Genomic DNA, 16,314 nt, shown 5'->3' on the forward strand with positions numbered 1-16,314 from the left:
AAACCTCGTTCACCCCACGATGGTGTCACGACCGACCGACGAGCCCCGACAGCGACCACGCCATCACCCCCAGCACGGCCGCTGCCGACAGGACGCGGAATCGTCGCCACCGCCACAGCACGACCACCAGCACCGTGGCAGCGCCGACGATCAGCGTGCCGGGCATACCGTCGGGAACCGGCACCGTCGCGCCGGGCATGCCGGCCGCCCAGCGCGCCACACCGCCCACCCACCACAACTCGGGGCCGGTGAAACGAATCAGCAGCCGGGCGGCGGCCGGCCACAGTGTGCAGAGCGCGGCCGCCGCGGTGCCCAGCACCGTGATCGGCGCGATCACGGTCGCCACCACGAGGTTGGCGGCGGCGGCAACCAGGCTGAACCGGCCGGAAATCGCGGCCACCAGAGGGGCGGTGACGATCTGTGCGGCCCAGGCAACGGCAAGCGCGTCGGCCAGCGGCTTGGGACAGCCCCTTCCCGTCAGCCGCCGCGACCAGACGGGAGCGATGACGATCAACGCGGCCGTGGCGAGCACCGACAGCGCGAACCCCACATCGACGGCCAGCTGCGGGGCGGCGGCCAACAACACCAGCACCGTCGCGGCAAGGGCCGGAATGGCTTGCCGCCGACGCGAAGACAGCATTCCCGCCAGCGCGATGGCGCCCGTCACGGCCGCCCGCAACACGCTTGCCGTCGGCTGCACGACGATGACGAAGGCCACCAGGGTCAGGGCGGCAAGCACGACGGCCGTCCGGGGACCGACCAATCGGGCGGCGAACAGCACGGCGGCGCACACGATCGTCACGTTGGCGCCCGACACGGCCATCAGGTGCGTCATGCCGGCCGCGCGAAAGTCGCGGCCCGTTTCGCCTGGCACCGCCGAGGTGTCGCCGAGCACCAGCGCGGGCAGCAGCGCCCCCTGCTCGCCGGGCAATGTGTCACGGACCGCCGCGGAGAATCGACTGCGCACGACGTGCGCGGCCCGTTGCACGGCACCCGCGGCACCCATGGTCGGCCGGCCCGACGCGTTGAGCACCGCGACCGTCAGGTCGCGCCGCGTCGGGCGATTGATGCGCGCGGTGAAGCGCAGCGGCTGGCCCACCATCAGCCCACCGAAATCTGCGGCGCGCGCGAAAACGACGACTCGGCCGGAGATTTGCGCGCCCCGCACGCGTTGCAGGGTGGCCCGAAACATCAATCGGCCGCTGCCCAACGACTGCGCGCTTTCGCTCGGCATGACCGTGACCGGGGCGCTCGTCCCGAATGCCGCGGTGATCGGGTGGCGACCGACCGCATCGGCACGCAGCGCAACGGCGAACCCGTATCCCGCCCCCACCACACCGATCGCCGCGAGCCCGGCGCTGATCGCCCGCAACCGCGCACCTCGGTCGGGACGGTGCAGCGCGTGCCACGCGAGCGCTCCGGAAGCACCGATCAGCACGACGCAGCACCAGGCGAGCGTCCGGCCGATCGGCCACCAGATCCCGCCCGCGGTCACCGCCCAGCAGGTCAGCGCGGCGGGTACCAGGCGCACATCGACGCGCCCCGAGGGCGTTGCACCCAACCCGGAGTGAGGCACCCGGGTCAGACACGGACCAGGGCGCGTAACTTCTCCAGCCGCGCCGGCCCGATGCCCTCGACATCGGCGAGCTGGTCGACGCTGGTGAACTTGCCGTTGGCTTGCCGCCACGCCACGATCGCGGCGGCGGTTACCGGCCCGACACCGGGCAACGCGTCGAGTTCCTGCACCGTCGCGGCGTTGAGATCGACCGCCTCGCCGGGCTTGGGCTTGACCGTCCCGGGCCGCGGCGGCGGCGCTTTCGACGTCGGTGCCGATCCGGAAGCCACCGAACTGCCCAGCGCCGTCGGCTGTCCCACCACCGGAGCCAGACCGACCACGATCTGCTCGCCGTCGCCGAGCGGTCGGGCCATGTTCAGTCCGATGGTGTCCGCTCCGTTCACCGCGCCGCCGGCGGCCTGCAGCGCGTCGGCGATGCGCGCCCCCGGTGCGAGCGTCACGAGGCCAGGGGTGTGCACCAGGCCGACCACGCTCACCACCACCGGGTGGTCCGGTTCGGCGGTCGGGCTGGCCGACGAGCGGGGGCTCGCCGTCGACACCTTCTCCACCGGTGGCAGCTTGGCCGACATCACCGGCGCCGGACGGTCGCGCAGCAACGTGAAAACCGTGACCAGTACCGCCAGCGCCGCCACGATCGCCAACCCGATGGCGCCGGCGCGTCCCGGGTCGGCACGCACTTTCGCCACCCAGCCGCCGTTCTGGGACGAGTCGGGAAGCCACCGGGGCAGCAGCGAATTCTGGTCGTCGTCCGGGGAGTCCTCGTTCGAGGCCGCCCCGGTGCCCTCGGGCTCGGCGAGCGCATCGCTGTCCGGTTCGGCCCGGAGCCGTCGCTGCAGGCGCTCGGCCGAAAATTCTGTTCGCATGGGCCGACCGTAGGTCCGCCAACCGTCGCAACCGCCCCGGCCAACGACGCTTCCGTGCCGATCTGTGGATTAACCCGAGGCTGTGCACAGCGACCGCACGGGATGGGTCAAGATGGAGGTCGAGCGAACGACCAGCATCGCCAGAAATCAGCTCTGGGCGAGGGGGCCGCCACGTTCACCCCGAAACGACAGGAGGCCGCCATGCAACTGGCGCTCACACCGGAGGAAGCCGCGTTCCGCGACGAACTCCGCAACATCTATACGACCAAGATTCCGCAGGAGATGCGCGACCGGGTGCGAGAGGGTTCGGCGGAGGCGAACCGCGACGACATCGTCGCCAGTCACAAGATCCTGCACGAGCACGGTCTGGCGGTACCGAATTGGCCGGTCGAGTGGGGCGGCAAGGACTGGACACCCACCCAGCACCAGATCTGGGCCGACGAGATGCAGCTGGCGTGCGTCCCGGAGCCGCTGAACTTCAACACCAAGATGGTGGGCCCGGTGATCGCCGAGTTCGGTTCCCAGGAGGTCAAACAGCGCTTCCTGCCGCCGACGGCCAGCCTCGACATCTGGTGGTGCCAGGGGTTCTCCGAGCCGGAGGCCGGTTCGGACCTGGCGTCGCTGCGCACCACCGCGGTCCGCGACGGCGACAGCTATGTCGTCAACGGCCAGAAGACCTGGACGACGCTCGGCCAGTATGCGGACTGGATCTTCTGCCTGGTGCGCACCGACCCGCAGGCGCCCAAGCGTCAGGCCGGCATCTCTTTTCTGCTGTTCGACATGCAGACCCCGGGCATCACCCTGCGGCCCATCAAGACGATCGACGGCGGCCACGAGGTCAACGAGGTTTTCTTCGAGGACGTCCGCGTGCCCGCCAACCAGCTTGTCGGAGAAGAAAATAAGGGCTGGACCTACGCGAAATTCCTGCTGGGCAACGAGCGCACCGGCATCGCCGGCGTGGGCCGGACCAAGGTGCGCCTCGCCGAGGTGAAGAAGCACGCCGCGGCAACCGGGATGCTCGAAGATCCGTTGTTCGCGGCGCGGCTGGCCGAGGCCGAAAACGAACTGCTCGCACTGGAACTCACGCAGTCTCGGGTGGTCACCGACTCCGCGAACGGACAGCCCAACCCCGCGTCGTCGGTGCTCAAGCTACGCGGCAGCCAATTGCAGCAGGCGGCCACCGAACTGCTCGTCGAGGTCGCCGGGCCGGATGCGCTGCCGGCCAACGGCGAAGACATCTCGTCGCCGTCATGGGCGCAACACAGCGCGCCGCACTACCTCAACTACCGCAAGACATCGATCTATGGCGGCAGCAGCGAAGTGCAGCGCAACATCATCGCGTCCACCATTCTGGGATTGTGAGGCAGCCATGGACTTTCAGTTGAGCGACGAGCAGTCCCTGCTCCGCGACACCACCCGCGACCTGCTGGCTCGCACCTATGACCCGGAGACCCGCAACAAGGTCATCGGCTCCGATCTCGGCTGGAGCCGCGACGTCTGGAGCCGGCTCGCCGACACCGGGATTCTCGGCCTCGGCTTTGAGCCCGACGAGTCCGGCCAGATCGAGATCGCGGTGGTGCTCACCGAGATCGGACGTCGGCTGGCCCCGGAACCCGTCCTGCACGCCGCGCTGGGGCCCGGCGCGCTGATCGCCGAGCTGGGCAGCCAGGAGCAGAAACAGCTGCTCGACGAGGTCGCGTCCGGGCAGCGGCTGCTGGCGTTCGCCCACCTCGAGCCGGGCCAACGCAAACCGTCTGCCGATGTGGCCACCAAGGCTGTGCAGCAAGGTGATTCGTGGGCAGTGAGCGGCCGGAAGAACCCGGTGCTCGCCGGGGACTGCGCCGACACGTTGGTCGTCAGCGCCGCCTTGCCGAACGGTGGCAGCGGCCTGTTCTTGGTCGATGCGGGCGCGGCCGGCCGGCGCCCGTACCGGACCTTCGACGGAGGGCGCGGCGCCCAGATCGATCTGGACTCCACCCCGGCCGAACCCCTGGGTGAGGCGACCGACGCGTCGGGCGCCATCCGCGACGCCGTCGTCCGCATCCAGTCGGCGTTGTGCGCCGAAGCACTCGGGGCGATGGAGGAATCGCTGCGCCTGACCGCCGATTATCTCAAGACCCGCAAGCAGTTCGGTGTCACGCTCAACAAGTTCCAGGCGCTCACGCAGCGCGCCGCCGACATGTACGTCTCGCTGGAATTGGCCCGCAGCATGAGCCTGTACGCGGCGATGTCGATCGCCGACGGCAACCTCGATCCGCTGATCGCCTCGCGGGCCAAGCTGCAGATCGGCCGTTCGGGCCGGCACATCGCGCAGGAGTCGATCCAAATGCACGGCGGCATCGGGGTGACGGCGGAATACCCGATCAGCCACTACGCGGCCCGGCTCACCGCGATCGAACACACCCTGGGTACCTCGGGTGAGCACCTGCACAACCTGATCGAGCACCTCGGCGACTACGACCTGGCTCGCCTCTGACGCCTGGCCGGGCGCGCGAAGCTCTCCGACGGGGTTGTCTGGTTTCTGTCAGTGCCTTCCGGGGCTACGCGCTCGACGACCCGCACCCGCCGTATTCGGCGCCCGCTGCATGGGCGCCGAGCGTACCGACGAATCCGGCTGTCGCAACACCGTTCCCGCCGAATTGGTGATGCGGGTGCGACCGCCCAAGATCAACGCCGGATTCGATATCAGCGACTGACTCGCCGCCGACGATCAGGTGTTGAGGGGCTCGACGGATTCCACCTCGTCCGACCCCGCGTCCGACGGCGAATCGAGCTCGGGCACCTGATCGGCCAGGTACTCGGCGAGCGACCTGATCGTCGGATAATCGAACACCGCGGTAGCGCTGATCGTAAACGCGCCACCGAACTGGGCGTACAACCGGTTGCGGAGCTCGACCGCCATCAGTGAATCCGTGCCCAGGTCCAGGAACCGGCTGGTTGCAACCGGCGGTTGCGCGAGCCTCAGGAAACTCTGAACTTCGCGCTGCAGGAATTCGGTGAGGAAATCGGCCCGTTGCGCGTCGGGTACTTCGTGCAGTTGCCGGAGCAACTCGCTGTCACCCTGTGCCGCCTCCACGGCGCTTGGCAGTACGTGGTCGAGAAGCGGTGGGCGAGAACCGCCGAGCACTTTCGCGGCACGCTGCCAATTCGCTTTGATGACGATCGCCTGCCCGGTTCCGTGGCCGAAAATCTCGCTGAGTGCGTTCAGCGCGGCCGTGGGCTCCAGCGGAATCATCCCTTGCGCACCGAGATTGGCGCGTGCGGCGTGCGAAGTGGCCATGCCGCCCTTTGCCCAGGGGCCGAAGTTGACGGCGACCGCCGGAAGGCCTCGGGCCTTGCGTTCTGCGACGAGCCCGTCGAGGAACGCGTTGGCGGTCGCGTAGTTGGCCTGCCCGGGTGAACCGAGCACGCTAGAGGCCGACGAGTACATGATGAAGAAATCAAGACCGTCGTCTTTCGTCAACCGATGCAGGTTCCAGGCACCAAACGCCTTGGGCACCAACGTAGTCCGGAAACGATCCAGGCTCTGCTGGGGTAACAGCCCATCGTCAAGCACGCCGGCCAGGTGCGCCACCCCCGCAAGCGGCGGCAATTCCGCACGGATTCGCTCCAGCAGCTCCGCGGCCTGGAACTCGTCGCCGACGTCGGCCGCGAAGGTGTGGACCCGACACCGGTAGCGCTCCATGATGTTGGCGATCGATGCTTGTGCGTCCGCATCGGGCATGTGCCGACTGGTCAACACGATGTCACCCGCCCCGAGTTGGGCCAGATACGACGCCGTGTGCAGGCCGAGCGCACCGAGGCCACCGGTGATCAGATAGCTTCGATCGCCGCGCGGCTGCAACGGGTTCGGCATCTGCACCACGATCTTGCCGATGTGCCGGGCCTGTTGCATACGGCGGAACGCGGTCTTCGCCTCCGTCAGTGGGTAGATCTCGGCGGGCACCGGCGTGATCTCGCCGCTGGCCAACGCGTCCGACACCTCGGCCAACAGTCCCCGAATGCGCTCGGGATCGGCCACGATGGTTCCGTCCAGCGCGACGATCTCGTAGTCGATATCGGGACGGGCCTCCGCCATCTGCTCGCGCGTCCAGATGTCCCGCTTGGCAATTTCGGCGAACCGGCCGCCCTGCGCGGTCGCCCGCACGGTCGCCGCGACGAAGCCCTCATTGGTCAGGCTGTTGAGCACCACGTCGACGCCGGCACCCCCGGTGTCGGCGAGGATCTGGTCCGCGAAATCCGTGCTGCGCGAGTCGTAGACGTATTCCACACCCATGTTGCGCAACATCGCCCGTTTGTAAGTGCTGGCGGTGGCGAAGACCGTCGCACCGCACTGCCGTGCCACCTGGACCGCGGCCAGCCCGACGCCGCCGCTGGCGGCGTGCACCAGCACCCGGTCACCGGGGCGCAGCGCGGCCCAGTCGAATGCGAGCCGGGCCGTAAGCGCCGCGGCGGGTATGGTCGCCGCGTCCACCGCACCCACCCCGTCCGGCACCGGGGCCAGCAGCTGGGCCGGCACATTGACCCGGCTGGCGAAGGCTCCCGGCATGAAGCCCATGACGCGTTGGCCCACCTCGAATTCGCTGACACCATCACCCAACTCGGTGACGATGCCGGACAGGTCGCCACCGATCGGCCCCGGATCGCCCGGGTAAAGACCGAGCACATTGAGCACGTCCCGGAAGTTGAGGCCGGCGGCCTCCACCCGAACCTGCACCTCGCCCTCGACGGGCGGCGCCACTTCCGTCTCGGTCAGACGAAGATTGTCGATCGCGCCGCGTTCGGTCGGCGCCAGGACGTAGTCGGTCGCGCGCGGCATCGGAAGATGACCGCTACGCGCCCACGGCAGTAGTCGCGGCACCAGGAACTTCCCTTGCCGCAAAGCGAGTTCGGGTTCCTCAAGGGCCGTGCCGGATGCGGCGCACAGCTTGGCCAACAAGTGCACGGTGTCGTCCGCCCCGTCGTGGTCGACGAGACGGCAGCGCAGGGTCGGCTGCTCGGCGATGATCGTTCGCCCGAGCCCCCAGAGCGCCGCCTGCACCGGGTCGACCGGTTCGCCGGATTCGGTCGCCACCGCGCGTTCGGTGATGATCCACAGTCCCCCGGTCAGTTTCACCGCCTCGTCCGCCAGCGCAGTGTGCACGGCACTGAGCAGATTCGCGATCTCGGTCTCCAGCCGCTCGGTGAATTCGGCGCTCGACTCCGCCGCGTGCGGTGGTCTGGTACTGCGCCAAACGATCCCGGCAACCGGCGCGCGCTCGGAGACCTGCGCGAACAGCCGCTGCCAGTGCCCCGAATCGGCGGTCGGGTCAAACCGGATGCAAGCGGGCAAATGGGTTGCCAGTTCGTCGTATCCGGCAATCAGCCAGGTGCCGTTCGTGTTCCCGGCAGCGTCACCCGGCGCCAGGGGCGCCATCTCCTGCCAGCCCAACGTGTACAGCAACCGAGTGGTATCCCCGCCGAGCCCGCGCAGCAACGCCTCCCGCGGCGCACGTTTCACCGTGAACTCGCGAATTCCACCCAGGTGCCGACCATCCCGACTGATGAAATCGAGATCGAAGACCTGCGTTTCGCTGTCCAGACCACCGTTCTGCCACCGCGCGCGGCAATAGAACCGCCGCGGCATCCGTTCGCTCAGCATTACCCGCCCATAGCGCAGCGGCAGGAACAGGTCCGGGACCGCACCCTGCTCGGTCGCCGCCAGAAGCGCCGGGAACGCCGGGAACGCGACTCCGGTGCACAGGTCCAACAGCACCGGATGGACGGGCTCACTGCCGAGCTGTTCGGCGAGTTCGTCGCCGACGGCGACGTCACCGATCGCCTCACCGTCACCGACCCACAGCGATTTCAGCGAGGTCGACCAGGTGGGCCCCCAGGCCAGTTCCATGTCGGTAAAGGTGTCGAACAACTGCTGCGGACGCGTGCGGCTCAGCCGCTCGATCGCCACCTCGATCGAATCCGGCGGATCAAGTGTCGGCTCTTCGTCGACACCGTCGACGACGGTGCCATCGGCGTTCAACGACCACTCGGCGTCGCGAACACCGTACGGGCGGCTGTGCACCCGGAAGGTCCAGCCACCGCCGTCTTCGAACGGATGCAGAGCCAGTTGTACTTCTCGGGAATTCTTGTCGCTCAGTATTATTGGTTCGTAGAAGAAGACATCCTGCACCCGCGCCGGCGCCCCAACCGCGGCAAGGGCCATCGCCGCGTAGGTCGCACCCGGAACGACGACCGTGCCATAGATGACGTGATCTGACAGCCACGGCTGCGACTTGACCGACAGTCGGCTGGTGTAGACGGCGTCGCCGGAGGCGAGATCCTTTGCGCTACCCAAGATTCCGGATACCGCAGCACCCCCGACGTCGACCCCGGCGATCCCGGAAGCCTTGGGCCAGTAGCGACGGCGTTGGAACGGATAAGTGGGCAGTTCGACCCTGCGGCGTGGCAGATGTTGCCGCGCAGCGAAGTCGGGCCGGTGCCCGGCGATATAGGCCGTGGCGAAGGCTTCTGCGATCTGCCGCCGAGCATCGACGCCCTTGCGCAGGGAAACGATCGCCCGCGGCGCGGCCGAGGATTCCGGCCACGCCTGCAGCGCAGCGGCGGTCAGAACAGGTTGCGGACCGATCTCCATCACCACCGAGCAGCCCAGCGCCGCTGCGGTGCGCACGCTTTCGGCGAATTGCACCGGCTGGCGCGAATGCCGCCGCCAATATTGAGCGTTCAGCGGGGTTTCCGATGTGAGTACCGTCCCGGTCCGGTTGCAGATCAGCGGGCGGGTCGGCACGGCGAACTGCACCCGCGCCGCGCACGACTCGAATTCGTCGAGCACGGGTTCCAGCAGTTCCGAGTGGAAGGCGTGGCTGGTTTCCAGCCAGGTGCAGCGGATTCCGTCGTCGCTGAATGTGGCGACAATGCGTTCCAGATCCTCCCCCGGGCCCGACAACACCGTGTTGCGGCCGTTGTAGGCGGCGACCGAAACCCGCGCGAATTCGTCGGCGGCGTCCTCCACCTGCTGGGCGTCGGCGAATACCGCCACCATTCGGCCGCCCTCGGGCAGACTGCCGAACAGCCGGCCACGTTCGGCGATCAACCGTGCGCCGTCCTCGAGGCTGAACACTTCGGCCACACACGCCGCGGCGTATTGACCCACGCTGTGCCCCAGAACCAGGTCGGGCTCGATGCCCCATGACTGCCACAACCGGGCCAGGCCCATCTCGACGGCGAAGAGCGCGGGCTGCGCGAAAGAGGTGTGCCGCAGCGTTTCTGCGCTATCGGTGCCCAACAGCACCTCCAGCAGGGGACGCGGCAGTATCGGATCGACGGCTTGGGCACACCGCATCACGGTGTCGGCGAACACCGGCTCGGTGTCGAACAACTCACGCGCCATCCCGACGTACTGGCTGCCCTGCCCGGTGAACAACCATGCCGTCGTCGGCGGATCCGCGCACTCGCCACGCAGCACGCCCGGCCGCAGCCGGTTCTCGGCCAACTCGGCGAGAAGCTCGCGCGCTCCCGCAACCGAATTCACGACCAACGCGCCCCGGTGTTCGAAATGAGAACGCCCTACGCCGGCAGTGAAGCACACATCGGCGATGTCGATGTCCGGGCGCGCATCCAGCCACGCGCCGTATCGCTGCGCCAACGCCACCAGCCCGTCGGCTGACCGCGCGGACAAGGGCAACACGCTGACCGATTCCTGTTGGGCGTCCGACTCCGGTGCCACGGTGACATCGGGTGAGACCCGGTCTGCCGGGTTCTCGTTCGCGGTCGCCGATTGCCGGGGCGCCTCCTCGAGGAGCACATGCGCGTTCGTGCCGGTGAACCCGAACGAACTGATGCCGGCACGGCGTGGCCTGCCGTTGGTCCGCCACGGAGTGGCCTTGTCCACAACCTGCACCGGCAGGGAGTCCCACGGAATATGCGGCGACGGTTTCTCAAAGTGCAGATTCTGTGGGAGCACTTCGTTTTGCAGAGACAACACGACCTTCACCAGACCAGCGACCCCCGCCGCCGACTCGAGGTGTCCGATGTTGGTCTTCACCGATCCCATCAGCAGCGGCCGGTTCGGGTCACGATCGGCGCCGTACACGGCGGCGGCCGCCTGCACCTCGATCGGGTCACCCAGCGCGGTGCCGGTCCCGTGCGCCTCGAGGTAATCGATGTCCGCGCCACCGATCCCGGCACGGGCCAGCGCCGCGGTGATAAGCCGTTGCTGCGCACCGCCGTTGGGCACCGTCAAACCGCTGGAAGCGCCGTCCTGATTGACCGCGCTGCCGCGGATGACCGCGCAGATCCGGTCGCCGTCGCGCTGTGCGTCGCTCAGCCGCTTGAGCACCAGAACGCCGCAACCTTCGCTGCGCACATAGCCATCGGCGGCGGCGTCGAAGGTCTTGCAACGACCATCGGGTGACAGCATCCTGGCGCGCGAGGCGGCAACGATGGACGCTGGGCTCAACAAGACGTTCACGCCACCGGCCAGCGCCAGATCGCAGTCACCGGAGTGCAGCGCCTGGCAGGCCTGATGGACGGCCACCAGCGATGAACTGCACGCGGTGTCGACCGCGACCGCCGGCCCTTCCAGTCCGAGCGCGAAGGCAACCCGACCCGAGATGGCATTGAGCGCGTTGCCGGTGATGAAGTGGGCTTCGATGGACTCGACCGAGTTGCTGGACAACAGATGCGAATACTCGTTGGCGGCCACACCGACGAACACGCCACTTCGACTGCCGCGCAACGACGCAGGCGAATACCCGGCACGTTCCAGGCCCTCCCACGCAATTTCGAGCATCAGCCGCTGCTGTGGATCGATCCACACGGCCTCGCGTGGGGAGATGCCGAAGAATTCCGGATCGAAGCCGTCGATCCCGTCGAGGTACCCGCCGCAGCGGGTGTAGATCTTGCCCGGCGTCTCTTGATCCGGGTCGTAAAACTCGTCGATGTCGAAGCGGTCCTCGGGGATCTCCCGCACTGCGTCGACACCGCCGGACAGGATGTCCCAAAAGGCGTCGGGATCCGGCGCGCCCGGAAAACGGCAGGCCACCGCGACGATGGCGATCGGGTCGTCGGTGAACCTCGTTTTTGGTGACGTCGTCACCGCGGCCGGCCGGGCCCCTGAATCGGCGCCCGGCTTGGCGGAAGCCTGTGCGTTGAGGCCGAGCACGTCGCCGAGTAGGTAGTCCGCCACGTCGACCAGGCGCGGGTAGTCCATCGCGAGGGTCGCCGGCAGCTCCGTGCCCACGGCGTGCTCGACCCGGCGGCGCAGTTCGACGGCCATCAGCGAATCCATGCCCAGATCAAAGAATCCGGCGTCCTCGCGGATGTCCGCAACGTCGATCCGTGTCACCTCCGCGACGACGTCGCGCAGATGTTCCAGCACCAGCCTTCTCCGCTGCTGCACCGGTGCGACGGTGAGCCGCTCGACCAATCGGGTAGTACCGGACGGTGCCGCTGCGGGCGCCGACGAGGGCGCCTCCCGGTCCAACTCCGCCAGGAATGAACGCTTCCCCGAAAGCTGGTAGAGCGGCAGGAAACGGGACCAGTCGATCCGGGCCACCACCCCTTGGGCCGGCCCCTGCGCCGCCCCCGATGAGGCGGCGGCCACCATGAGATCAGCCATTCCGGCCAGTGCGTCGGCGGGCGGCAAGGTCGCGACCCCGCGCTGATTCAGTCGCGCACGGGCGTCCTCATCGGCCATACCGGCCGACCACGGACCGAAGTTGACGCTGATGTACCCCCGCTCACGCAGCCGGGAGGACAACCCGTCGAGGAAGGCGTTCGCCGCGCTGTAAGCGGTCTGACCGAAGCTGCCCCACACCGAGGCGATCGAGGAGGTGCTCAGGAAGAAGTCCAGTCGCTTGTCCGCGGTAGCTTCGCTCAAATGCCAAGCGCCCCAGACCTTCCCGGCGAACACTCGATCGACTTCGGCGTCGTCCAGAGCGCTCAGCGGTGTGGTGCCTATCTCGCCGGCCGCATGGACGATCCCGGCCAGCGGCGGTAGTTCGGCCTGCACGGTGGCCAACAGACGGGCGACATCGTGCGGATCGGCGACATCGGCGGCGATGACCCGGAATTCGCAGCCGTACTGTTCGCTCAGCGCCTCGATGCGCCGTTGTGCGGCCTCGCCGGGTGCGCGCCGGCTGGTCAGCACCAGACGCCGGGCGCCATGCCCGGCCAGATACCCGGCGATTTCCAGTCCGACGGACCCCAGCCCTCCGGTCACCAGATATGTTGCGTCATCACGCAATACCAGCGGTGTTGCGAGCGGTTGCCCGACGCGTCGAGTCAGCCGGGGAACATAGACGGCTTGATCCCGCAGCGCGACCTGGTCTTCCCCACCGGCCCGGCCGCGCTCCGCCACAACTTGGTTGAACAACCGGGACCACTCGTCGGCGCTACCGTCATGTAGATCTGCGAGTCCACCCCACGCTTGCGGATGCTCCAGGGAGGCGGCGCGACCGAAGCCCCACAGGCAGCTCTGCGCCGGGGACACGGTGTCCGAGCCGGTGACTTGCTGCGCGCCGCGGGTGACCAACCAGATGGGCGTGCGGAGTTCGGCGGCGGCCGCGGCACGGAAGAGTCGCCGTGTTCCACCCAGGACGCGGTGTTGCATGCGCAGGAGCGAGCGCATCGACGGTGCCGGGTCCGACTCGAGGGCTGCGAAATGCACGATGCGCAGCGTCGGTTCTTCCGCTGCCGCGGCCCGTAACGCGGCCTCGAGCCGTTCCTCGTCCGCGTCGGACACCGGCAACCCGAGAATGCGGTGCCGGTGCCCGTGCGCGGTCAGCGCGTCGACCAAAGGCTGAACCGCATCGGCATCATCGCCGATGAGAAGCCAGCCGGTGCCCTCGCCGGCCTCCGCAGTTGCGGCCCCGGTAACCGCGGCAGCGGATTTTTCCCAGCGTATCTCGTAGCGCGCATCCGCCACGGACTGGGCATTGCGCTGCCGATTATGTTGTACGGCAAGCCTCTTGAGCACATCGGCGGTATGTTGATTGCCGCTTCCGCCGTCGAGCAACACGGCCAATTCCTCGATCCGGCCGTCCTCGAGGAGCCGCACGGCTTCGGTGCGCGCGGCTGCGGTCTGGCCCGAGGCCTGGGTGGGCCGGACCCGCTTATCACGGAACCAGTACTGGCGACGCTGGAATGGGTAGGTGGGCAGGTCGAGCTTGCGCGCCGGTTCCTGCTGAATGGCGCTGAACTTCGGCAGATGGCCGGCGACGTAAGCGCTGGCAACGGCTTCGGTGATCTGGCGATGGTCAGTGCCGTTTCGGCGCAACGACGCGATAGCCCGTGGCGCGGTCGCCGGGTCGGGCCATGCCCGCAGGGCTGATGCGGTGAGCACCGGTTGTGGGCCGACCTCGAGCAGTGCCGCGCAACCAAGATCGGCCAGAGTTGCGACACTCTTGGCGAATTCGATCGGCTGGCGCGCGTGGCGGCGCCAGTACGGGCCGTCCAGTTTCGCGTTTCTGCCGAGGGCGGCTCCGGTACGGTTGCACACCAAAGTCCGTTGCGGCGGACCGGAATCGAACCGGCTGGCGTAGGACTCGAATTCATCGAGGGCCGGGTCCAACAGCGCCGAATGGAAGGCGTGGCTGGTCTCTAGCCAGTCGCAGCGAACACCGTCGGCAATCAGCACGGCCACCGCCCGGTCCAGATCCTCCGCGGGTCCCGACAGCACGGTGTTGGCGCCGTTGTAGGCGGCCACCGAGAGCCGCGGGTACTCGTCGGTGAAGCGCTCGACCCGTTCGGCGGCGGCGAACACCGCCACCATCCGGCCGCCCGTGGGCAAACGGCCGAAAAGGCGGCCGCGCTCCGCGAGCAACAATGCGCCGTCCTCGAGGCTGAACACGCCTGCGACGCAGGCAGCCGAATACTGTCCGACGCTGTGACCCAGCACCACATCGGGTTGCAGTCCCCACGACTGCCAGAGCCGGGCCAGACCCATCTCCACCGCGAACAGGGCGGGCTGGGCATAGCCCGTCTGCCGCAAGGCGTCTTCGCCATCGGCATCGAAAATGACGTCCAGCAAAGGCCTTTCGAGCACATCGGCGACCGCGGCCGAGCACCGGTTCATGGTCTCGGCGAACACCGGCTCGGTCTCGTACAACTCCCGGGCCATGCCGGCGAACTGGCTCCCCTGACCGGGAAACAGCCACGCCGTCTTCGGCGTGTCAGCGCATACTCCCCGCACCAAACCCGGTGCCGGGCGGTCGTCGGCAAGCGCACCGAGCAACTCGCGGGCCGAGTCGGTCGAATTCACCACCAGGGCGGCCCGGTGCTCGAGGTGGGATCGCCCCACCCCGGCGGTCAAGCACACGTCCGACAACGTGGCCTCCGGATGCGCGGCCAGCCAGCTGCGGTATTCGTCAGCGAGCTGCACCAGGGCCTCCGGGGTGCGCGCCGATAGCGGCAACACGCTGAAGCGTCTGGCGTCGGAAGGCCCGAGCGGCGCCACGGCAGCCCGCTCCACTGCGGGGGCTTCCTCGACGATGATGTGCGCGTTGGTCCCAGAGAACCCGAACGAACTGACCCCGGCGATGCGGCGCCGACCGTTACGTTCCCAGGCGAGGGCCTCGTCCACGACCCGCACCGGCAGCCGGTCCCAGGGAATGTGCGGGGATGGATCGCGGAAGTTCAGGTGCTTGGGCAATTCCTCATGCTCGAGCGAGAGGATGACCTTGATCAGACCGGCGATCCCCGCCGCCGCTTCCAGATGCCCGATGTTCGTCTTCACCGATCCGATCAGCAGCGGCTGGCTGGCGTCGCGCCCGTCGCCGAGCGCCGCGGCCGCGGCCTGGACCTCGATCGGATCGCCCAGCGATGTCCCGGTTCCGTGCGCCTCCAGGTATCCGACGTCGCTGGCCGCGACACCGGCACACTGCAGTGCTTCGGTGATAACCCGTTGCTGGGCAACGCCGTTCGGTACCGTCAAGCCGCCCGATGCACCATCCTGGTTGATCGCACTGCCCCGGATCACGGCCCGAATCCGGTCCCCGTCGCGGATCGCGTCATCAAGCCGCTTCACCACGATGACCCCGCAACCCTCGCCGCGCACGTAGCCGTCGGCGGCCGCGTCGAACGTCTTGCAGCGGCCGTCCGGAGCCAACATCCGCGCCTGGGAAAACGTGATCATGGTTCCCGGGCTGATCAGAACGTTCGCGCCGCCCGCGAGCGCGAGATCACACTCGCCCAGGCGCAGCGCCTGGCACGCCTGATGGATTGCCACCAGCGAGGAACTGCACGCTGTATCGACCGTCACCGCCGGGCCCTGCAACCCTAGCCGGTAACTGATCCGGCCCGCTCCCGCCGCACCCGACGTCCCGATTGCCGTATAGGCTTCGATCTCAGCGTAATCCAGCTCATCCGAGATCATTCCAAAGTAGTCATGGGTGGACAGACCCATGTACACACCGGTCTTGGTGTTCGCCAAAGCCAGCGGTGCGGTACCCGCATGCTCCAGCGCCTGCCATGCCGTCTCGAGTAGCAGTCGGTGCTGTGGGTCGATCATCTTGACCTCGCGCGCCGACACCCCGAAAAACGCCGCGTCGAAGCCCGCTACGTCATCGATGAAGCCGGCCCGGCGGGTGACGATCTTCCCCGGCGCCCCGGGGTCCGGGTCGAAGAATTCCTCGACGTCCCACCGGTCCGAGGGCACCTCCGATACGGCATCCCGCCCGTGCCGCAAGACATCCCAGAATTCGTCCGCATCGCCGGCACCCGGTACCCGTACCGAGTAACCGACTATCGCAAAACCCGATGCCTGCGCCATCGGATCTTCGACGGATGCCATACGGATGTCCTCTCTGCCATGGCCGGCAAAGGTGGATCCCCCCGGGCCAGCCTGCTGCTACCTGGACCGTGTTAGCTCAAGCCCAG

5 protein-coding genes are annotated in these 16,314 nt (G+C 68.1%); 2 read left to right on the forward strand and 3 right to left on the reverse strand.

Translation table 11 applies throughout. The features are described from left to right. Positions 1 to 25: 25 nt before the first annotated feature. A complete protein-coding gene (locus EPN51_RS23945) occupies positions 26 to 1,531 on the reverse strand; it encodes a ComEC/Rec2 family competence protein (protein ID WP_293047630.1) in 1,506 nt (501 codons plus the stop codon). A gap of 50 nt (positions 1,532 to 1,581) precedes the next feature. Continuing rightward, positions 1,582 to 2,439 (reverse strand): ComEA family DNA-binding protein, encoded by an 858-nt coding sequence (locus EPN51_RS23950; RefSeq protein ID WP_293047632.1) that lies wholly within the window; start codon positions 2,437 to 2,439, stop codon positions 1,582 to 1,584. A 201-nt stretch (positions 2,440 to 2,640) separates the two neighbouring features. Here EPN51_RS23950 and EPN51_RS23955 point away from each other — a divergent pair, with 201 nt between their 5' ends. After that, positions 2,641 to 3,801: an acyl-CoA dehydrogenase family protein gene (locus EPN51_RS23955; RefSeq protein WP_293047634.1), complete on the forward strand. Its 1,161-nt coding sequence runs from the start codon at positions 2,641 to 2,643 to the stop codon at positions 3,799 to 3,801. A 7-nt stretch (positions 3,802 to 3,808) separates the two neighbouring features. Next, positions 3,809 to 4,915 carry an acyl-CoA dehydrogenase gene (locus EPN51_RS23960; RefSeq protein ID WP_293047636.1) on the forward strand — a complete coding sequence of 369 codons (1,107 nt, stop codon included), beginning with the start codon at positions 3,809 to 3,811 and terminating at the stop codon, positions 4,913 to 4,915. A 234-nt stretch (positions 4,916 to 5,149) separates the two neighbouring features. Here EPN51_RS23960 and EPN51_RS23965 read toward each other — a convergent pair whose 3' ends face one another. After that, positions 5,150 to 16,228 carry a type I polyketide synthase gene (locus EPN51_RS23965; RefSeq protein ID WP_293047638.1) on the reverse strand — a complete coding sequence of 3,693 codons (11,079 nt, stop codon included), beginning with the start codon at positions 16,226 to 16,228 and terminating at the stop codon, positions 5,150 to 5,152. Positions 16,229 to 16,314: the final 86 nt, after the last annotated feature.

Origin of the sequence: Mycobacterium sp., from assembly GCF_004298145.1 — a bacterium.
Classification (GTDB): Bacteria; Actinomycetota; Actinomycetes; order Mycobacteriales; family Mycobacteriaceae; genus Mycobacterium.